Below are 19,566 nucleotides of genomic sequence, written 5' to 3' on the forward strand. Positions count from 1 at the left end.
ACTTCCTCTGCCGCGGGCATTGACGGACCGGAGAGCTGCTCCTAACTTCGTCGCTCGTACGTCGTACCTCGTACGTCATATATGAGACGCCCTGTACGAGGCCGTACCCGCGCCACCGCACCGTGCACCACGTGAGACAGCGCCACCGCACCATGCGACACCGCACCACGTGAGATCCCCGCCGCGAGATCCGAGAGGCGCGCATGACCTCTGTGCCCACGCCGATCCCGTCCCGTACGCAGTTCGTGCTGGACGCGATCAAACACCGCATCCTCACCGGACGGCTGACGCCCGGACAGCCGCTGGTCGAGACCGAGCTCGCCGCGCAGTTCGGCGTGTCGAAGACCCCGGTGCGCGAGGCGCTCAAGACCCTGGCCGGGACCGGTCTCGTCGTGATGAGCCAGTACAAGGGCGTCACGGTGCGCAGGGTGGACGCGGACATGGCGCGCGAGGTCTACGACGTACGGCTGCTCCTGGAGCCCGAGGCGCTGCGCCGGACCGTGTGGCGCGGTGCCGCCCTGGACGCCGCCCAGGGCGCGCTCGGCCGCGCCGACCGGGCCGCCGACACGGCCGAACGCTCCCTGGCGAACCGGGAGTTCCACCGTGCGCTCTACCTGCCCTGCGGCAACCCGCTGCTCGGCCGGATGCTCGACGAGGTCCGCGACCAGGCGGCCCTCGTCTCGGCCGTCGCCTGGGCCGCCGACCCCTCCTGGGAGCGGGAGGCCGAGGAGCACCGGGACATCCTGCGGCTCGCCCTGGGCGGCGACGCGGAGGGCGCGGCGGGCGCACTGCACGCGCACATCGCGTCGTTCGTGCGGCGGGCCTTCCCGCAGGACGGGACGGACGGCGTGCCGCCGGGGGGCCGCACGCCGTCACTCGGCCGGGCGGCCGACGGGACGTGGGAAGGACGGGAATGAGCGGCATGGTGTTCGAGACCCTGCGGGCGGCCCTGGCCGGTGTGGTGGCGATCCCGGTGACGCCGTTCGCCGCGGACGGCACGGTCGACGGCCGGGCGTACCGGACGCTGCTGCGCCGGCTGGTGGACGGCGGGATCACCACCCTCACGCCGAACGGCAACACCGGCGAGTTCTACGCCCTGACCCCCGGGGAGCGGCGCCTGGTGACCGGGACGGCCGTCGACGAGGTGGGCGACCGGGCCGTGATCCTGGCCGGGGTGGGCCACGACGTGCCCACCGCCGTGGCCTCCGCCCGCCACGCCCGCGACCTCGGGGCGGGCATGGTGATGGTCCACCAGCCCGTCCACCCCTACGTCTCACGGCAGGGCTGGACCGACTACCACCGTGCCGTCGCCGAGGCCGTCCCGGAACTGGGCGTCGTCCCGTACGTCCGCGACGGCCGGCTGACCGGCGACCGGCTCGCCGGACTCGCCGACGTCTGTCCGAACGTGATCGGCGTCAAGTACGCGGTCCCGGACGCCGCCCGCTTCGCCGCCTTCGCACGGGACGCGGGGCTGGAACGGTTCGTCTGGGTGGCCGGGCTCGCCGAGCCGTACGCGCCCTCGTACTTTTCGGCGGGCGCCACCGGTTTCACCTCGGGCCTGGTGAACGTAGCCCCGGCCGTCTCGCTGAACATGCTCGAAGCGCTCCGGTCCGGCGACTACCCGGCCGCCATGAAGGTCTGGGAGCAGATCCGCCGTTTCGAGGAACTGCGCGCGGCGGACGGCTCCGCCGACAACGTCACCGTCGTCAAGGAGGCGCTCGCCTCCCTCGGCCTGTGCCGCCGGGACGTGCGCCCGCCGAGCAGCGAGCTGCCGGAACACGCGCGCGCGGAGGTCGCCGCGATCGCCGCGGGGTGGTCGCTGTGAAGCGGCCCGGGGAACTGCGCAGCCACCAGTGGTACGGCACGGACGGGCTGCGCTCGTTCAGCCATCGCGCGCGGACCCGCCAGCTCGGCTATCTGCCCGAGGAGCACCTGGGCAAGCCGGTCATCGCGATCCTGAACACCTGGTCCGACATCAATCCCTGCCACGCGCACCTGAGGGAACGGGCCCAGGCCGTCAAGCGGGGCGTGTGGCAGGCGGGGGGCTTCCCGCTGGAGTTTCCCGTCGCCACCCTCAGCGAGACCTTCCAGAAGCCCACCCCGATGCTCTACCGCAACCTGCTCGCCATGGAGACCGAGGAACTGCTGCGGTCCTACCCGGTCGACGGCGCCGTCCTGATGGGCGGCTGCGACAAGTCCACCCCCGCGCTGCTGATGGGCGCGGCCTCCGTCGACCTGCCCGCCGTGTTCGTGCCCGCCGGACCGATGCTGCCGGGCCACTGGCGCGGCGAGGTGCTCGGCTCGGGCACCGACATGTGGAAGTACTGGGACGACAAGCGCGCCGGTCTCATCGGCGACTGCGAGATGGCCGAGCTGGAGAGCGGCCTGGCGCGCTCGCCGGGGCACTGCATGACGATGGGCACGGCCTCCACGCTGACGGCGGCGGCCGAGGTGCTGGGAGTGACGGTGCCCGGCGCGTCGAGCATCCCGGCGGTCGACTCGGGACACGACAGGATGGCCGCCTCGTCCGGCATGAGGATCGTTGAACAGGTCCACCGAGGGCGCCGTCTCTCCGAGATCCTGACGCGGGACGCCTTCGAGGACGCCGTCACCACCGTCCTCGGCCTCGGCGGCTCCACCAACGCCGTCATCCACCTGATCGCCATGGCGGGCCGCGCGGGCGTGCGCCTCACGCTCGACGACTTCGACCGCATCGCGCGCGAGGTCCCCGTCCTCGCCGACGTCCGGCCCGGCGGCAGCAGGTACCTCATGGAGGACTTCCACTTCGCCGGCGGTCTGCCCGGCTTCCTCTCCCGCATCCCGGACCTGCTCCACCTGGACCGGCCGACCGTCTCGCACGACACCCTGCGCGAGCAGCTCGCGGGCGCGCGCGTGCACGACGACGACGTCATCCGCCCCCGCGGCAACCCGGTCGCCGCCGAGGGCGGGGTCGCCGTCCTGCGCGGCAACCTCTGCCCGGACGGCGCCGTCATCAAGCACATCGCCGCCGAGCCCCGTCTGTTGCGGCACACCGGCCCCGCGGTCGTCTTCGACGACTACCGCACCCTGCAGCGCACCATCGACGACCCCACCCTCGGCATCACCGCCGACAGCGTCCTCGTGCTGCGCAACGCGGGCCCCAAGGGCGGCCCCGGGATGCCCGAGTACGGGATGCTGCCGATCCCCGGGCACCTGCTCAAGCAGGGCGTGCGCGACATGGTGCGGATCTCCGACGCCCGGATGAGCGGCACCAGCTACGGCACCTGCGTCCTGCACGTGGCGCCCGAGTCGTACGTCGGCGGGCCGCTCGCGCTGGTGCGCACCGGCGACCTGATCACCCTCGACGTCGCGGCGCGCACCCTCCGGCTCGAGGTGCCGGACGGGGAACTGGCGCGCCGCCGGGCGGAATGGACACCGCCGCCGGCTCCCTACGCGCGCGGCTACGGCGCGCTCTACCTCGACCAGATCTCCCAGGCGGACACGGGCTGCGACTTCGAGTTCCTGTCCCGCCCCGGCACCTCGCAGGACCCTTACGCGGGCTGAACCACCCGGAACCCCCCGGCCGGACGCCGACGCCAGTCAGCGGACGACCGGGTTCTCGACCGCCGTGCAGAAAGCGCTTCACCCGCACAACTGTGCGATACCGGAACGGCGAACCACCCCCGGAACGGCGAACCACCGGAACGGCGAACCACCGGAACCACGAGGCACGAGAACGACGAGGCACGAGAACGGAGACCCGTCATGGCCCCAGCCGCAGCCGTGGCCCACCCGCCACCCGCCCCGGCCCGCCCGCGCCGTGCCTCCGCGACGCCGCGCGGACTCCCGTATCTGCTGATCGCCCCCGCGGCCGTCCTGATGCTGGGATTCATCGCCTACCCGGTGCTCAGCGTCTTCTACTACAGCCTGCGGCACTACAACCCCACCAAGCCCTGGCGCAACGGCTTCGCGGGCCTGGGCAACTTCACCGAGGTGTTCGCCCACGACCCCCAGTTCTGGGACACGCTGACCTTCAGCGCCCGGTGGGTCGTCACCGAGGTCGCCCTCCAGCTGCTGTTCGGCCTGGTGCTCGCGCTGATCGTGAACCAGACCTTCGTGGGCCGGGGGCTGGGCCGCACGCTGGTGTTCTCGCCGTGGGCGGTCTCCGGGGTGCTGACCTCGGCGATCTGGGTGCTGCTCTACAACTCCCAGACGGGCCTGACCCGTTATCTCGCCGACCTGGGTGTCGGCTCCTACGGCACCAGCTGGCTGTCGGACACCTCGACCGTCTTCCCCGCCGCGGTGGCCGCCGAACTCTGGCGCGGTGTCCCCTTCTTCGCGATCCTCATCCTCGCCGACCTGCAGTCCGTCCCCAAGGAACTCTACGAGGCGGCCGAGGTCGACGGGGCGAGCCGCCTCCGGCAGTTCCGGCACATCACGCTGCCCCACCTCAAGGACGCCATCGTCCTGGCCACGCTGCTGCGCGCCGTCTGGGAGTTCAACAACGTCGACCTGCTCTACACCCTCACCGGCGGCGGACCGGCCGGCGAGACCACGACCCTCCCGCTCTACGTCGTCAACACCGGCGTGGACGGCCATGACTTCGGCTACGCCTCCACCCTCACCACCGTCGCGTTCGCCGTGCTGCTGTTCCTCTCCGTCGTCTATCTGCGGCTGAGCAGGTTCGGAGGCGACGACACATGATCACCGAGATCGCCCCCGCCCCCGGGCGCACCCCCGCCGGGGACCACCGGCACCGTTACCGCCGCGGCCCCGGCGGCAGGCGCCGCGCCTGGGACGAGGTGCCCCGCGCCCGGCTCTACGTGCCGCTGGCGCTCTATCTCCTCTTCACCCTGATCCCCTTCTACTGGATCCTCCTCTTCGCCCTGCGCCCCGCCGGTTCGACCTCCCTGGTGCCCTGGCCGGTCACCTTCGACCACTTCCGCAAGGTGTGGACGGAGCGCAGCTTCGGCACCTACTTCACCAACAGCGTCTACGTCGGTGTGGCCACCCTGTTCCTGACCACCGTCATCGCCCTGGCCGGCGGCTACGCGCTCGCCCGGTTCACCTTCCGGCTCAAGCGGGGGTTCATGCTGGCGCTGCTGTGCTCGCAGTTCGTACCGGGCGCCCTGCTGCTGGTGCCGCTCTTCGAGATCTTCGCCGGACTGCGGATGATCAACTCACTGGGCAGCGTGGTGCTCGCCGAGACGGTCTTCCAGCTGCCGCTGTCGATGATCCTGATCAGCGGGTTCATCAGGAACGTGCCGTACTCGCTGGAAGAGGCCGCCTGGGTCGACGGCTGCAACCGGCTCACCGCGTTCCGGGTCGTCGTGCTGCCGCTGCTGCGGCCGGGACTGATCGCGGTGGGCTCCTTCGCCTTCGTGCACGCCTGGAACCACTTCCTGTTCGCCCTGATGTTCCTCAACGACCCGGGCAAGCAGACGATCCCGGTCGGCCTCAACACCCTGATGAGCGCGGACAGCGTCGACCTCGGCGCCCTCGCGGCGGGCGGGATCGTCGCCGCCGTACCCGTGGTGATCGTGTTCGCGTTCATCCAGAAGTGGCTGATCACCGGCTTCAGCGCGGGGGCGGTGAAGGGATGACGACCCCACCCGCACCGGGACCCGCACCCGCACCGGGACCCGCACCCGTGCCGTCACCCGTACCCGTGCCCGTCACCCTCCCCGTCCCGCTGGTCCTCGCGGGCGCCCACGGCCACGGCCGCCGCCACCTCGAGAACATCCGCCGGCTCCAGGACCGGGGCCTGGTCCGCCTGGTGGGCCTCTGCGACCCGGTCCCCCTCACCGAGGCGGACCACGGCGGCCCCGGACTCCCGCCCCAGTCGTCCGACTTCGGGGAACTCCTCGACACCACCGGCGCCCGCGCCGCCGTCGTCTGCACCCCGATCCCCACCCACGCCGGTCTGGCCCTCACGGCCGCCGGCCGCGGCGTCCACCTCCTCCTGGAGAAGCCGCCCGCCCCGTCCTGGACGGAGTTCCGCCGGATCACCGATGCCGTCACCGAGGCCCGGGTCGCCTGCCAGATCGGCTTCCAGTCGCTCGGCTCGCACGCCGTGCCCGCGGTCCGGGACCTGATCGCCGAGGGCGCGATCGGGCGGGTCCTGGGCGTCGGCGCCGCGGGGGCGTGGGCACGCGACGAGGCGTACTGGCGGCGGGCGCCCTGGGCCGGGAAGCGGCGCCTCGACGGCGCCGACGTGGTCGACGGCGTCCTCACCAACCCCCTCGCGCACGCCGTCGCCACCGCCCTCGCCCTCCTCGGCACCACCCGCGCCGAGGACGTCACCGGCATCGAGACCGAACTGCTGCGCGCCAACGACGTCGAGGCCGACGACACCTCCTGCGTCCGCGTCACCACACCGCGCGGCCCGGTCGCCGTCGCCGCCACGCTGTGCGCCGAACACCCGGGCGAGCCCTATGTCCTGGTGCACGGCGAACGGGGCCGGATCACCTTCTGGTACAAGCAGGACCGCGTGCTCCTCCAGCGCGCCGGCCACGGCCCGCAGGAGACCGGCCACGGCCGGACCGACCTGCTGGAGAACCTGGTCGCGCATCTCACCGAGGGCGCCGGACTGCTCGTACCGCCGGAGTCGACCGGCGCCTTCATGCGCGTCGTCGAGGCCGTCCGCAGCGCCCCCGATCCGCACGGACTGCCGCCCGGAGCCTGGCACGTCCACCCCACCGAGCGGCGCCGGACGGTCCCCGGGATCGACGGCTTCGTCGCCGCCTGCGCCGAGACCCTCGCCCTGTACTCCGAACTGGGCGCCCCCTGGGCCCCGTCGCGCAAGGAGGTGAGCACCCGGTGACCGCCCCGGACTCCGCGGTGCTGAGCGTCGCCGGCCGCCCCGTGGCCCGCTACGTCACCCGCCCCGAACTGCCCGCGGAACTCTCCCCGCGCCCCTATCTGCACCCCGTCACCACCCTGGCGGGCCGGACGGTCACCGAGCTGAGCCCCGCCGACCACACCCACCACCTCGGCGTCGGTGTCGCCGTCCCCGACGTCGAGGGGCACAACTTCTGGGGCGGCCGTACCTTCGTCCGCGGCCTCGGCCCGACCCGGCTGGACAACCACGGCGCCCAGCGGCACAGCTCCTTCCCGCTGCGCGACCCCGACGGCTTCGTGGAGGAACTGCGCTGGGTCGCCGGCGGCACCGAACTGCTGCGGGAGCGCCGCACCGTCGCCGCCACCGGGCTCACCCGCACCGCCTGGGCACTGGACTTCACCTTCTCCCTCACCAACGTCACCCCCGGCCCGCTGACGATCGGCAGCCCCGCCACCAACGGCCGGCCCGGCGCGGCCTACGGCGGGTTCTTCTGGCGGGCCCGCAGGGAGGCCGCGCCGCCCAGGGTGTTCACCCCGGACGGGGAGGGCGAGGCGGAGGCGCACGGCGGACGCGCCGACTGGCTGGCCCTCGCGGGCGACGGCTGGACGCTCGTCCTCGCCGGCGCCACCGACGGCACCCGCCGCGACCCGTGGTTCGTGCGCGCCGCCGCATACCCGGGCGCCGGTCCGTCGCTGGCGTCCGCCGAGCGGCTGCCGGTGCCGCCGGGCGGGACCGTCGTACGGCGGATCGTCACCGTCGTCGCCGACGGGGCACCGGGCCGCGACGAGGCCGCCGCGCTGGTGCGGAAGGCGGTGAGCCCATGAGCCTGCCCGGCCCCGACCAGGGCGACGGCACCTACCGCAACCCGGTCCTGAACGCCGACTGGTCCGACCCCGACGTCATCCGGGTCGGCGACGACTACTACCTCACCGCCTCCAGCTTCGGCCGCGTCCCCGGCCTGCCCCTGCTGCACTCCCGCGACCTGGTCAACTGGACCCTGGTCGGCCACGCCCTGGCCCGCCTCGAACCGGCCGCCGAGTTCAGCCGCCCACGGCACGACTGCGGTGTCTGGGCACCCGCCCTGCGCCATCACGACGACCGGTTCTGGATCTTCTGGGGCGACCCGGACCAGGGCGTCTTCCAGATCAACGCCCCCGGGATCAGGGGACCCTGGACCCGGCCGCACCTGGTGAAGGCGGGCAAGGGGCTGATCGACCCCTGCCCGCTGTGGGACGAGGAGACCGGCGAGGCGTACCTGGTGCACGCCTGGGCCAGGTCCCGCTCCGGCACCGGCAACCGCCTCACCGGCCACCGGATGCACCGCGACGGCCGCGCCGTCCTCGACGAGGGCAAGGTGATCGTCGACGGGGACCGCATCCCCGGCTGGTTCACCCTGGAAGGGCCCAAACTCCACCGCCACGACGGCTGGTTCTGGATCCTGGCCCCCGCCGGCGGCGTGGCGACCGGCTGGCAGGGCGCCTTCCGCTCACGCGGGTTCTTCGGGCCGTACGAGGAGAGGGTCGTCCTCGAACAGGGCGCGACCGACGTCAACGGGCCGCACCAGGGCGCCTGGGTGCGCACCCAGGCCGGGGAGGACTGGTTCCTGCACTTCCAGCAGCGCGGCGCCCACGGCAGGGTCGTGCACCTCCAGCCGATGCGCTGGGACGACGGGGGAGGCTGGCCGGTGCTCGGCGCCGACGGCACCCCCGTCGCCGCGCACCGCAAGCCGGACCTGCCGCCGCAGCCGCCCGCCGTGCCCGCCACCGACGACGACTTCCCCGGCGGACGGTACGGCCGCCAGTGGCAGTGGACGGCCAACCCCCGCGACGGCTGGGCCACCCAGCACTCCGCCGACGGACTGCGGCTGACCTGCGTCCGCTCGGCCGCGGCGGACGATCTGCGCCGGCTGCCGAATCTCCTCACCCAGCGGCTGCCGGGCACGGTGGCCGTCGCCGAGGTCGACCTCACCCTGCACAGCGAGGAGCCGGGCGCACGGGCCGGGCTCGCCGTCCTGGGGGACGCCTACAGCTGGATCGGGCTCCAGCGCGGCACGGACGGCGGCGTACGGCTGGTGCACCGGTTCGCCGAACGGACCGCGGGCCGGGAACGGGACGCGGCCCCGTCCCACCCGGCGCCCGGCGGCCGGGTCCGGCTGCGCGTCGGCCTCGGCGCCGGGGCCCGCTGCCGCTTCTCCGCCGACCTCGGCGACGGTTTCCGCCCCTTCGGGCTGGTGTTCACCGCCACCCCGTGGCAGTGGGTGGGCGCCCTGCTCGGTCTCTTCGCGCTCGCCCCCGCCGGACGCGGGCACGCGGGCGCGGCCACGTTCACACAGTTCCGACTCGTCCCCCTGCACCGACTCGACCCTCAGCACCGATTCGACCCTCAGCACCGCTGACACCGAAAGAGAGCCGACCGATGACGAACACGATCCGCAGAGGCGGGCGGCGTACCGTGCCGGCCGCCGTCCTCGGCTGCGTCCTCGCGCTGACCGCCACCGCCTGCGGTGACGGCGGCGGCGGCGCGGGCGGCAAGGGCGGCGAGGGCTCCGGCAAGGGCACGATCACCTTCTGGGACAACAACGGCGGTGTCCGCACCGACGTCTGGAAGGAGATCATCGCCGACTTCGAGAAGAAGTACCCGGACATCGAGGTCAAGTACGTCGGGGTGCCCGCCGCGAGCGTCCAGTCCAAGTACGACACCGCGATCCAGGGCGGCGGCCTGCCGGACGTCGGCGGCGTCGGCACCGCGATGCTCGCCGAGATCGCCGCGCAGGGCGCCCTCGAACCGCTGGACGGCCGGATCGCGGGGAGCGAGCTGAAGGGCAGGCTCAACGCGAACTTCCTGACGAGCGTGCGGTCGGCGGGCGGCACCGGCAAGACGTACACCGTGCCCACCTCCGCCAACAACGGCACGCTGTGGTACCGCACCGACCTGTTCGCCGCGGCGCGACTCGCGCCCCCGACGACCTGGACGGCCTTCTACGCCGCCGCCGACAAGCTCACCGACCGGGCGAGGAACCGGTTCGGGTTCACCATCCGCGGCGGCGAGGGATCCATCGCACCGGCCCTGGACGCCATGTACGGGCAGAGCGGGATCACGTCCTTCTGGAACGGCGACCGGACGACGGTCGACGACCCCAGGAACGTGGCCGCGCTGGAGAAGTACGTCGCGCTGTACAAGAAGGACACCCCGTCCGCCGACGTCAACAACGACTTCACCAAGATGGTCGCCCAGTGGGACTCCGGCACCATCGGCATGCTCAGCCACAACCTCGGCTCCTACACCGACCACCAGAAGGCGCTCCCCGGCAAGTTCAGGGGTGTTCCCAACCCGACGCTGGACGACGGCACCCGGGTGCAGGTGTCCAACCCGGTCGACGGGCTCGGGCTGTTCAAGTCCGGCAAGAACAAGTCGGCGGCGTGGAAGTTCATCGAGTTCGCCGCCTCGCACGCGTCCGACAGCAAGTGGAACCGGGTCGCCGGACAGGTCCCGGCCAACACCGAGGCGGCACAGGACGCCTGGGTGCGGGCGTCCGAGCCGACGAAGCTGGCGGCCGAGGCACTGGGCGGCACCGGCACGCGGATCGTGCAGCTGCCGTACTACCTGCCGGACTGGAACACGCTGTCCAAGGCCGGCAACGAGCCGAACTTCCAGAAGGTGCTGCTGGGGAAGCTCGGCGCGAAGGCGTTCCTCGACGGGTTCGCCAAAGAGCTGAACGCGGCCCAGGCCGACTGGAAGGCCCATCACTGAGAACGCGTCCGGAACGCCGCCCGAAAGGTGAACGCCCATGGCCCCCCTGCACAGAAATGAATGTCATGCACGTGTCATAACCGTCCGCGCCGTCACCGTCCGCGCCGTCACGGCCCGCGCCGTCACCGCGGCCGCCGGGTGCGCCGCCCTGGTCCTCACCGTGACCACCCCCGCATCCGCCCGTCCCTTCGACCCCGCCCGGCAGACCCTCGCCGCGCACGACGGCTGGGCCTCCTACGGCACCGGGACCACCGGCGGGGCCGCCGCCGATGCCGCGCACGTCTACACCGTCACCACCTGGGACGGCTTCAAGGCCGCCCTCGCCGACGGCGGCAGCGCCCCGAAGATCGTCAAAGTGAAGGGCACCATCGACGCCGACGGGCCGGACTGCGCCTCCTTCGAGGTGCCCGGCTACGACTTCGGCGCCTACCTCACCAGGTACGACCCCGCAACCTGGGGCCGCACCACCACCCTGGACGCCGAACCCGACGACAGCCCCGAGGGACTGCGCCGCGCCTCCGCCGCCCGGCAGGACGCCTACGTCAAGGCGGACGTCCCCGCGAACACCACGGTCATCGGTGTCGGACGCGACGCCGGGTTCAAGGGCGCCAGCCTCCAGATCAAGGGCGTCGACAACGTCATCGTGCGCAATCTGTCCTTCGAGAGCCCCCTCGACTGCTTCCCCCAGTGGGACCCGACCGACACCGCCGCCGGGAACTGGAACTCCGAGTACGACAGCGCCGTGATCTACGGCTCGACCCATGTGTGGATGGACCACGACACCTTCACCGACGGCGACCACCCCGACAGCACGCTGCCGTCGTACTTCGGCCGCCTCTACGAACAGCACGACGGCGAGCTCGACATCGTCAAGGGCGCCGACTACGTGACAGCCTCCTGGAACGTCTTCGCCGACCACGACAAGACCATCCTCGTCGGCAACAGCGACAGCGCCGCCACCGCCGCCGTCGACCGCGGCCACCTCAAGGTCACCTTCCACCACGACCTGTTCAGCAACCTGGTGGAGCGCGCGCCGCGCGTCCGCTTCGGCCAGGTCGACTCCTACGACAACCACTTCGTGGCGGGCGACGGCTACTCCTACAGCTACGGCATCGGCATGGAGTCGCAACTCGTCGCCGAGCACAACGCGTTCACGCTCGCCGACGGGGTGAACGCCGGGTCGGTCCTCAAGAAGTGGAAGGAAGCCCCGCTCACCGCCGACGACAACTACGTCAACGGCGCCCTCACCGACCTGATCGCCGTCCACAACGCCGAAGTCCCTGGCGAGGTCCTTCGGTCCGGCGCCGGGTGGACGCCCACCCTGCGCACCCGTGTCGATCCCGCCCCGGCCGTCCCCGGCATCGTCGACCACTGCGCCGGAGCCGGCCGGCTGGGCTGACGCGCACCGAGAAGGAAGGAGTCCCGTATGCCCTCGCGTCCGCTCCGGCCGCCCCTGTCCAGAAGGGGTTTCCTCGCCGCCGCCGGTGCCTCGGCCGGTCTCGCGGCACTTCCGGCCCTGACCGCGTCCCCCGCCCACGCCGACACCGGGCCCCGCCCCTTCGGGCGGTGGGGTTCCCCCGGCCACCGGCTCACCCCCGGCACGCTCTACGTCGATCCCCGCGGCCGCGGCGACCACACCTCCGTCCAGGCCGCCGTGACCGCGGCGAGCGGCAGCGGCCGTACGCTGGTGATCGCACCGGGTGTCTACCGGGAGACGGTCGTCCTCGACGCCACCCGCACCGAGGCCGCCTGGATCGGCGCCTCCGAGGACCCCCGTGACGTGGTGATCGTCTACGACAACGCCAACGGCACGCCGAGACCGGACGGTTCGGGCACCTACGGCACCAGCGGCTCGGCCACCACCACGGTGCAGGCCGACGGGTTCACCGCCCGCTGGATCACCTTCGCCAACGACTGGCTGCGCGCCGACCACCCCGGCGTCACCGGCACCCAGGCCGTGGCGATCAAGGTGCAGGGCGACCGGAGCGCGTTCACGCACTGCCGCTTCCTCGGCCACCAGGACACCCTGTACGCCGACACGACCGACCTCGGAGTCTTCGCCCGCTAGTACTACGCGCACTGCCTCGTCGAGGGCGACGTCGACTTCGTCTTCGGCCGGGCCTCCGCCGTCTACGACCGCTGCCACTTCCGCACCCTCACCCGCACCGACCTGGCCGGCGCGCCGTACGGGTTCGTGTTCGCGCCCTCCACGGCCGCCACCGACCCGCACGGCTACCTGGTCACCCGCAGCCTGATCACCAGCCGGGCCCCCGACGGCTTCTACGAACTGGCCCGCCCCTGGGTGCCCGGCTCCGACCCCACCGCCGTCCCGATGCTCACCGTCCGCGACACCTGGCTCGGTCCCGGCATCGATGCGGCGGCCCCCTACGCGAACATGCGGGACGCCTACCCCTGGCAGTCCATGCGGTTCCGCGAGTACCACAACCGCGGCCCGGGCGCGGAGATCACCGTCCCCGCCGACCGGCCGCAGCTCACCGACGCCGAGGCCCGGGAGCACACCCCCGCCGCCTGGCTCGGCGACTGGCGGCCCCGGGCCGCCGTCCGTCCGCTCTGACACCCCGCTCCGATTCGACGAAAGGACCCGCACGTCATGCGTCGTATCCGCCACACCGGCCGCACCACCGGCCGTACCCGCACCGTCCTCACCGCGCTGTCCCTCACCGCCGCGTCCGCCGGAGTGCTCCTGCTGTCCTCCCCGGCGCACGCCGCGACCGTGGTCGTCAGCAACTCCACCGACCTGTCCAACGCCATCAAGAACGCCACCGCGGGAACGGTCATCCAGGTGCGCGGCGGCACCTACTACCCGACGGCCACGCTCCAGTCGACCGCCAACGGCACCTCGTCGTCGCCGATCACGCTCACCGCGTACGGCACGGAGACGGTGAAGATCGACGGCTCCTCGCTGCCGTCCGGCGACTGGATCTTCAAGCTGACCGCGGACTACTGGAACGTCTCCGACATCACGTTCCAGAACTCACCGGACAGCGCCGTCGTCTGCCAGTCCTGCACGGGCACCAACTGGAACAACATCAAGACCATCAACGGCGGTGACTCCGGCTTCACCCTCACCGGGGACGGCACCGTCAACAACACGGTGAAGAACCTCGACAGTTACGGCAACTACGACCCCGCCAACCACGGCGAGAACGCCGACGGCGTCGCCATCAAGTTCGGGTCCGGCACCGGCAACCTGGTCACCGGGGCACGCCTGTACAACAACTCGGACGACGGTCTCGACCTGTGGTCCTTCTCCTCGCCCGTCACCATCGAGCACAGCTGGTCCTTCGGCAACGGCGTCAACCGCTGGTCCGACTCCGCGTTCGCGGGTGACGGCAACGGCTACAAGCTCGGCGGCGACGGCGAGGTGGTCGCGCACGTCGTCAACAACTCGGCCGCCTGGGGCGACGCCGGCAACGGCTTCACCGAGAACTCCAACACCGGGGCCATCGTCATCAACCGCACCACCGCCTACGCCAACGGCAACCGCGGCTACTACTTCGCCACCAGCGCGGCCCGCCTCGGCAAGAACCTCGCGGTGAGCAACGGCGCCGGCTCCGTCACCAAGGGCTCCTCGGTGGTGTCCCAGGGGAACAACTGGGACTCCGGGATCTCCACCCCGGCGTTCGTCTCCACCGACGCCTCGACGGCGTACAACGCCCGCAAGTCGGACGGCTCGCTGCCCGCGACCACCTTCCTGACCACGGGCTCCACCACGATCGGCGCCACCATGAACTGACGTCGGCGGCGCGAACGCCCGAGGGGTTTCCGGCGGACCGCGGGCGGCGGGCGGTCAGGGGCTGCCTGCCCCCGGACCGCCCGCCGCCCGGCGCGGGCCGGCCCTACTCGTACGAGATGTCCGACGACGAGAACAGGCAGGTGGTGCCGTCGGCACCGGTGCCCAGCTCCGTCGGCTCCTTGCCGGTGTTGTTGCCCTTGAAGCGCACGCAGGTCTTGATCTTCTTCTTGCTGTCGCCGTGGACGCGGATCTTGCGCAGCGACGCGGTGTCCCCGTAGTTGGAGTTCACGCCCACGATCGCCTTGCCCGGCGCGGTGACGTCCACGTCGTTGATGATCACCGTGCGCTTGTACTGCGTCTTGCAGTTCCCGCAGGAGCGGACCAGCTTGCCGAAGTTCTCCACCTGGAACTTCGTCACGACCAGCTTGCCCGCGCCGTTGAACTGCAGGACCTTGTCGTCGGCGTTCTTCGCGCCGCCGCCGTAAACCGTGTAGACGGCCGAGGAGGACTTGCCCTTGAAGCTGGCGGCGTCCTCGCCGACGTCCAGCCACCACACGTTCTGAAGGGTGCAGCTGCCCAGGCAGTGCACACCGTCGGCGGCGGGGGTGCCGATGATGACGTTCTTCAGCGTGGCGCCGTCGGCCAGTTCGAAGATCGGGCCCTGGTCCTCGGACTGGTCCGAGGTGCCGAGGGCGCCGGAGCCGTAGAACTTGGTCAGCTTGCCGTCGTAGGTGCCGGACACCGGGATCGTCTTGGCGACGGCCTTGCTGCCGTTCGCGGTCGGCCAGGCCGTCGCCGCGCCGGCGGAGGACAGCATCGTCGTGGTGAGGATCGCGGCGCCGGTGATGCCGAGAGCGGCGGACCCGGCGATCAGCGCCCGCCGCCCGGTGACCCGGCGACGGTGACGGACGCGCTGTTCAGCTGGTGCAGTCATGCCCAATTCCTTGCGTGGAGAGCGGAACCTTGCGCTTCCTGGTCGCCGCCCGCCGGGAAAGGGTTGCCGCGTTCCGGAGTTTTTCTCTCCGGTTCTGCCGGGCCGAGCCCCCGGAACCACTGCCCGTGGGCCTAGCCGTGGGCCGCGAAGTCGCCGGTCACCGTGTACCGTTCGCCGCCCGCCGTGCCGGTGACGGTGTACCGGTCGTCCCCGGCGTCCCGTCCGCCGCGCTCATGGTCGTACTGCCCGGCGAACACCCACTGGCCCTTGCCGACCGTACGGCCCTCCTTGAGCACCCAGGTGCAGACGAGGAAGCCGTCCTTCTCGGCCACCGTCTGGGTGAAGTCCGCCTCGGGCAGCGACCGCCAGGCGCCCGTGGAGGACACCCCGCCCGTCTGGGCGATCTTCAACCGCACGGTCAGCGCGGTGAGTTCCCGCGACGTCTTGAGCGTCACATTGCTCTGCGCCCAGAAGTCGTTGCTGTGCGGGTCCACCGAGCCGTCCGACCACAGCGGGCCGTCCTGCCGGCCCTCCGCGGTCGCCGGAGCGCCGTCCGGTGCGGCGGAGGACGACGGTCCGGGCGTGGCGGAGGGCGACGCGCTCGGCCTGCCGCCGTGCTGCGGACCGCTCGGCCGCGGGGCGGCCGAGCGGTCCGGCGGGCGCATCGTCGCGTCCGGGGACGGGCCGGTCGGCGTGGGGGAGACGGCGACCGAGCGCTGCGGGGGAGTGCCGTCCTTCACGGCGGAGGCCACCGCGTAGCCGCCGACCGCGAGGACACCGGCCACCGCCGCCGTCGCGCTCGCCACCCGCACCCAGCCGAGCAGCCAGGGACGGCCGGCCCGGTGAGCGGTGCGGGCCTCCCGCGGCGCGGCCGTGCCGCGTTCGATCCGGGCCAGGATGCGCGCGCGGTCCGGTTCGTACGACCCGGCCGCCTCGTGCAGCCGGGCGCGCAGCTCGTCGTGCACGTCCTGCCGCGTCATCGGTTCGTTCCTTCGCTGTCGCCACCACGCGCCGCCATCGCCGCGTGCACCTTGTGCGGCACGCCCCGGTCGCCGAGCAGCCGCTGGAGTTCGGCCATGCCCTTGGACGTCTGGCTCTTCACCGTACCCACCGAGACACCCAGTGCGAGAGCGGTGTCCTTCTCCGACAGGTCGAACGCGTGCCGCAGCACCACGCACGCCCGTTTGCGGAACGGCAGCCGGCGCAGCGCCTCCCGCACGTCCACCACGCCCGCCACGTCCGGGTTCTCGGTCCTCTCCTCGCGCTGCGACCAGAACAGCGCGATCCTGCGCCGTTCGCGCACCGCGCTGCGGACACGGGTGCGGGCCAGGTTGGCGACCACACCGCGCGCGTACGCCACCGGGTGGTCGGCCGCGCGCACCCGGTCCCAGCGGTTCCACAGGGCGAGGAACGCGTCCGCGGCCAGATCGTCCGCCGCGTCCGCCTCACCGGTCAGCAGGTGGGCGAGACGGGCGAGTTCGGCGTAGTGCTGTTCGAAGAAGGCATGGAACTCCACGGAGGCAGCGTCGTCGACGACTGTGCCCACGGGTGACCTCTTCTGTCGGCATGACGGTGCGTCATGGCGTGACCGTGTGTGTCATGTAGATGACATGCGGAGAACCGGAGGAGTCCGCCGCCGGGTTCCGGAGCGTAGCAGCGCCGGAGCCGATGATCGTACAGAGGTTCGGTCGACGTGTGACAGGTCGAACGGATTCCGTGCTGCCGCTCCGGCGCCCGTTCCGTAACACGGGGAAAACCTGAAACGGCCGTGACAGGGGAACAATCCAGCCAGCATCCGCACGCCGGTGATCAGTTGAGAAGGGTAGAGCCATGTCCGACCAGCAGAAGGTGGCCCAGCGGCCGGAGTCCGCGCCACCCGCGGTGAACGGCGTCGACCGGTACTTCAGAATCTCCGAACGGGGCTCCAGCTTCGGCCGTGAGATACGCGGCGGTTTCGCCACGTTCTTCACCATGGCCTACATCCTCGTCCTCAACCCGATCATCCTCGGCAGCGCCAAGGACAAGTTCGGCCACACCCTCGACACCGGCCAACTCGTCACCGCCACCGCCCTGGTGGCCTGTGTGATGACCGTCGTCATGGGCGTCGGCGGCAACCTCCCGCTCGCCATCGCCGCGGGACTCGGCCTGAACGCCGTCGTCGCCTTCCAGCTCGCCCCGCTGATGAGCTGGGACGACGCGATGGGCCTCGTCGTCCTCGAAGGTGCCCTGATCTGTCTCCTGGTGGTCACCGGGCTGCGTGAAGCGATCATGAACGCGATCCCGCAGCAGCTCAAGCAGGCCATCGGCGTCGGCATCGGCCTGTTCATCGCGTTCATCGGCTTCGTCGACGCCGGATTCGTCAGCCGCATCCCCGACCTCGCGCACACCACCGTGCCGGTGCAGCTCGGCGCCGTCGGCCGGCTCACCGGCTGGCCCGTGCTGGTGTTCTGCGTCGGCGTGCTGCTCACCATCGCGCTCATCGCCCGCAAGGTGAAGGGCGCCATCCTCATCAGCATCGTCACCATGACGGTCGTCGCGATCGTCATCGACTCCGTCGCCGACGTGAAGAGCTGGGGCCTGACCACGCCCAAGGTCCCCGACAAGGTCGTCGCCGCCCCCGACTTCGGACTCCTCGGCCACTTCAGCCTGTTCGGCGGCTTCGCCGAGGCCGGGGTGCTCACCGCGGCGCTCCTGGTGTTCACCCTGATCCTGTCGGACTTCTTCGACGCCATGGGCACCATCGTCGGCATCAGCGCCGAGGCCGGACTGCTGGACGAACAGGGCCAGGTGCCCGGCATCGGGCGGGTGCTGTTCATCGACGGCGCCGCCGCCGTCGCCGGAGGCATCGGCTCGGCCTCCTCCAACACCGCCTACATCGAGTCCGCGGCCGGGGTCGGCGAGGGCGCCCGCACCGGGTTCGCCAACCTGGTCACCGGAGGGCTGTTCGGCCTCGCGCTGTTCCTGACCCCGCTGCTGACCATCGTCCCGCTGCAGGCCGCGGCGCCCGCCCTGATCGCGGTGGGCTTCCTGATGATGACCCACGTCAAGCACATCGACTGGGACCGGTACGAGATCGCCATCCCGGCGTTCCTCACCATCGCCGCGATGCCGTTCACCTACTCGATCACCGACGGCATCGGCGCGGGCTTCCTGTCGTACGTCGTCATCAAGGCGGTGCTCGGCAAGGCGAGGGAGGTCAACTGGCTGCTGTGGACCGTGTCGGCGCTGTTCCTGGTGTACTTCGCGATCGACCCGGTGGAGCAGGCCCTCGGCGTGAAGTGACCCCGCGCGGCCGCACGGGGCGCCGTCCTGAACGGCGCCCCGTGCGCCCGCCGCCGTCCCCCGCCGCCGGTCACAGCCTCCGGGTGGCGAGCGTCATCCGGTCGCGGGCGTCGAACAGGGCGTCCTTGATGAGCTGTTCATGGGCGGGCGTGAGGCGGGCCACCGGCACCGAGCAGCTGATCGCGTCGCGCGCTGGCGTCCGGTAGGGGATCGCCACGCCGAAGCAGCGCAGCCCCAGGGTGTTCTCCTCACGGTCGACGGCGAAGCCCTGCTCCCGCACCTGGTGCAGCTCCTCGATGAGCTTCTCCCGGTCGGTGACCGTGTGCTCGGTGAGCGCCGGCAGCGTCTCCGGCAGCAGCTTGCGCACCTGCTCGTCGGTGTGGGTGGCCAGCAGCGCCTTGCCGAGCGAGGTCGAGTGCGCGGGCAGCCTGCGGCCGACCCGGGTGAAGGGGCGCAGATAGTGCTGCGACTGGCGGGTGGCGAGGTAGACCACGTTCGTGCCGTCCAGCCGCGCCAGGTGGATGGTCTCCGTGGTGTCGTCGGACAGCCGGTCCAGCGTCGGCCGGGCCGCCGCGACCACCTCGTCACCGTCGATGTAGGAGGTGCCCACCAGCAGCGCCCGCACCCCGATGCCGTACCGCGTGCCCGTCGCGTCCGTCTCCACCCAGCCGAGGTCCACCAGGGTCCGCAGCAGCATGTAGAGGCTCGACTTGGGATATCCCACCGCCTCCTGGACCGCGGCGAGCGAGTGCATCCCGGGCCGCCCGGCGAAGTACTCGAGCAGCTCGACCGTCCGCACCGCCGACTTGACCTGCGCCCCGCCGCCGGTGTCCGCCGCGGACCTGACCTGCGCCCCGCCGCCTGCCCCGCCCGCCGGTCCGACCCGCGCCCCGCCGTCCGCCCCGTCTGCCGACATCGCCCTTGACCCCTTCGTCCGACGAGAAGCTGCCGATATAGTCTCCGACAGCATATTCATCAGCGGAGACGACGTTCAGCCTATCGAACGCCGCTGGTGGGGCACCC

General features: G+C 71.9%; 16 protein-coding genes and 1 pseudogene. 13 read left to right on the plus strand and 4 right to left on the minus strand.

Translation table 11 applies throughout. The features are described from left to right. Nucleotides 1-203: 203 nt before the first annotated feature. From ABZ862_RS10105 to ABZ862_RS10160, 12 genes and pseudogenes are all read left to right on the plus strand, one after another. Entirely contained in the window at nucleotides 204-917 is a 714-nt protein-coding gene (locus ABZ862_RS10105) for a GntR family transcriptional regulator (protein WP_360955299.1), read from the plus strand. Then, nucleotides 914-1,825 (plus strand): dihydrodipicolinate synthase family protein, encoded by a 912-nt coding sequence (locus tag ABZ862_RS10110; RefSeq protein WP_360955302.1) that lies wholly within the window; start codon nucleotides 914-916, stop codon nucleotides 1,823-1,825. The genes ABZ862_RS10105 and ABZ862_RS10110 overlap by 4 nt, the downstream gene beginning before the upstream one ends. Then, on the plus strand, nucleotides 1,822-3,543 hold the full coding sequence (gene araD, locus ABZ862_RS10115; protein WP_360955305.1) for an L-arabinonate dehydratase: 1,722 nt from the start codon (nucleotides 1,822-1,824) through the stop codon (nucleotides 3,541-3,543). Before ABZ862_RS10110 ends, araD begins: the two co-directional genes overlap by 4 nt. 201 nt (nucleotides 3,544-3,744) lie before the next feature. Further along, nucleotides 3,745-4,683, plus strand: a complete 939-nt coding sequence (locus ABZ862_RS10120; protein ID WP_360955308.1) for a sugar ABC transporter permease — start codon at nucleotides 3,745-3,747, stop codon at nucleotides 4,681-4,683. After that, nucleotides 4,680-5,582: a carbohydrate ABC transporter permease gene (locus tag ABZ862_RS10125; RefSeq protein ID WP_360955311.1), complete on the plus strand. Its 903-nt coding sequence runs from the start codon at nucleotides 4,680-4,682 to the stop codon at nucleotides 5,580-5,582. The genes ABZ862_RS10120 and ABZ862_RS10125 overlap by 4 nt, the downstream gene beginning before the upstream one ends. Beyond that, the gene (locus ABZ862_RS10130; protein WP_360955314.1) at nucleotides 5,579-6,802 is read left to right on the plus strand and encodes a Gfo/Idh/MocA family oxidoreductase; all 1,224 of its coding nucleotides are present in this window, start codon (nucleotides 5,579-5,581) and stop codon (nucleotides 6,800-6,802) included. Before ABZ862_RS10125 ends, ABZ862_RS10130 begins: the two co-directional genes overlap by 4 nt. Then, nucleotides 6,799-7,644: a PmoA family protein gene (locus ABZ862_RS10135; protein ID WP_360955317.1), complete on the plus strand. Its 846-nt coding sequence runs from the start codon at nucleotides 6,799-6,801 to the stop codon at nucleotides 7,642-7,644. The genes ABZ862_RS10130 and ABZ862_RS10135 overlap by 4 nt, the downstream gene beginning before the upstream one ends. Continuing rightward, nucleotides 7,641-9,215: a glycoside hydrolase 43 family protein gene (locus ABZ862_RS10140; RefSeq protein ID WP_360955320.1), complete on the plus strand. Its 1,575-nt coding sequence runs from the start codon at nucleotides 7,641-7,643 to the stop codon at nucleotides 9,213-9,215. The genes ABZ862_RS10135 and ABZ862_RS10140 overlap by 4 nt, the downstream gene beginning before the upstream one ends. 20 nt (nucleotides 9,216-9,235) lie before the next feature. After that, nucleotides 9,236-10,570, plus strand: coding sequence for a sugar ABC transporter substrate-binding protein (locus ABZ862_RS10145; protein ID WP_360955323.1), 1,335 nt, complete (start codon nucleotides 9,236-9,238; stop codon nucleotides 10,568-10,570). A 37-nt stretch (nucleotides 10,571-10,607) separates the two neighbouring features. Then, a complete protein-coding gene (locus ABZ862_RS10150) occupies nucleotides 10,608-11,969 on the plus strand; it encodes a pectate lyase (RefSeq protein WP_360955326.1) in 1,362 nt (453 codons plus the stop codon). Nucleotides 11,970-11,996: 27 nt separating this feature from the next. Next, nucleotides 11,997-13,145, plus strand: a pseudogene (locus ABZ862_RS10155) (pectinesterase family protein). Between the two features lie 36 nt (nucleotides 13,146-13,181). Further along, entirely contained in the window at nucleotides 13,182-14,327 is a 1,146-nt protein-coding gene (locus tag ABZ862_RS10160) for a chondroitinase-B domain-containing protein (RefSeq protein ID WP_360955329.1), read from the plus strand. A gap of 103 nt (nucleotides 14,328-14,430) precedes the next feature. Here ABZ862_RS10160 and ABZ862_RS10165 read toward each other — a convergent pair whose 3' ends face one another. The 3 genes from ABZ862_RS10165 to ABZ862_RS10175 form a co-directional block, all read right to left on the minus strand. After that, nucleotides 14,431-15,261: a pectate lyase gene (locus ABZ862_RS10165; protein ID WP_360955332.1), complete on the minus strand. Its 831-nt coding sequence runs from the start codon at nucleotides 15,259-15,261 to the stop codon at nucleotides 14,431-14,433. A gap of 131 nt (nucleotides 15,262-15,392) precedes the next feature. Continuing rightward, nucleotides 15,393-16,241, minus strand: coding sequence for a hypothetical protein (locus ABZ862_RS10170; RefSeq protein ID WP_360955334.1), 849 nt, complete (start codon nucleotides 16,239-16,241; stop codon nucleotides 15,393-15,395). Beyond that, nucleotides 16,238-16,807, minus strand: a complete 570-nt coding sequence (locus ABZ862_RS10175; RefSeq protein WP_360955336.1) for a SigE family RNA polymerase sigma factor — start codon at nucleotides 16,805-16,807, stop codon at nucleotides 16,238-16,240. Before ABZ862_RS10175 ends, ABZ862_RS10170 begins: the two co-directional genes overlap by 4 nt. A 284-nt stretch (nucleotides 16,808-17,091) precedes the next feature. Between ABZ862_RS10175 and ABZ862_RS10180 the strand changes: the two genes are divergently transcribed. Then, on the plus strand, nucleotides 17,092-18,543 hold the full coding sequence (locus tag ABZ862_RS10180) for an NCS2 family permease (RefSeq protein WP_360955338.1): 1,452 nt from the start codon (nucleotides 17,092-17,094) through the stop codon (nucleotides 18,541-18,543). A gap of 70 nt (nucleotides 18,544-18,613) precedes the next feature. On the opposite strand, the gene ABZ862_RS10185 is transcribed toward ABZ862_RS10180, so the two are convergent. Beyond that, a complete protein-coding gene (locus ABZ862_RS10185; protein ID WP_360955340.1) occupies nucleotides 18,614-19,459 on the minus strand; it encodes an IclR family transcriptional regulator in 846 nt (281 codons plus the stop codon). Nucleotides 19,460-19,566 lie beyond the last annotated feature (107 nt).

Origin of the sequence: Streptomyces sp. NPDC047000, from assembly GCF_040644295.1 — a bacterium.
In the GTDB taxonomy this organism is placed as follows: domain Bacteria; phylum Actinomycetota; class Actinomycetes; order Streptomycetales; family Streptomycetaceae; genus Streptomyces.

Excerpts from the sequence above, each read along its gene's own strand:
- ABZ862_RS10185 (WP_360955340.1), bottom strand. The coding sequence starts at position 19,459 with ATGTCGGCAGACGGGGCGGACGGCGGGGCGCGGGTCGGACCGGCGGGC.
- ABZ862_RS10145 (WP_360955323.1), top strand. The coding sequence starts at position 9,236 with ATGACGAACACGATCCGCAGAGGCGGGCGGCGTACCGTGCCGGCCGCC.
- ABZ862_RS10160 (WP_360955329.1), top strand. The coding sequence starts at position 13,182 with ATGCGTCGTATCCGCCACACCGGCCGCACCACCGGCCGTACCCGCACC.
- ABZ862_RS10180 (WP_360955338.1), top strand. The coding sequence starts at position 17,092 with ATGTCCGACCAGCAGAAGGTGGCCCAGCGGCCGGAGTCCGCGCCACCC.
- ABZ862_RS10165 (WP_360955332.1), bottom strand. The coding sequence starts at position 15,261 with ATGACTGCACCAGCTGAACAGCGCGTCCGTCACCGTCGCCGGGTCACC.
- ABZ862_RS10105 (WP_360955299.1), top strand. The coding sequence starts at position 204 with ATGACCTCTGTGCCCACGCCGATCCCGTCCCGTACGCAGTTCGTGCTG.
- ABZ862_RS10130 (WP_360955314.1), top strand. The coding sequence starts at position 5,579 with ATGACGACCCCACCCGCACCGGGACCCGCACCCGCACCGGGACCCGCA.
- ABZ862_RS10170 (WP_360955334.1), bottom strand. The coding sequence starts at position 16,241 with ATGACGCGGCAGGACGTGCACGACGAGCTGCGCGCCCGGCTGCACGAG.
- ABZ862_RS10140 (WP_360955320.1), top strand. The coding sequence starts at position 7,641 with ATGAGCCTGCCCGGCCCCGACCAGGGCGACGGCACCTACCGCAACCCG.
- ABZ862_RS10120 (WP_360955308.1), top strand. The coding sequence starts at position 3,745 with ATGGCCCCAGCCGCAGCCGTGGCCCACCCGCCACCCGCCCCGGCCCGC.
- ABZ862_RS10150 (WP_360955326.1), top strand. The coding sequence starts at position 10,608 with ATGGCCCCCCTGCACAGAAATGAATGTCATGCACGTGTCATAACCGTC.
- ABZ862_RS10110 (WP_360955302.1), top strand. The coding sequence starts at position 914 with ATGAGCGGCATGGTGTTCGAGACCCTGCGGGCGGCCCTGGCCGGTGTG.
- ABZ862_RS10125 (WP_360955311.1), top strand. The coding sequence starts at position 4,680 with ATGATCACCGAGATCGCCCCCGCCCCCGGGCGCACCCCCGCCGGGGAC.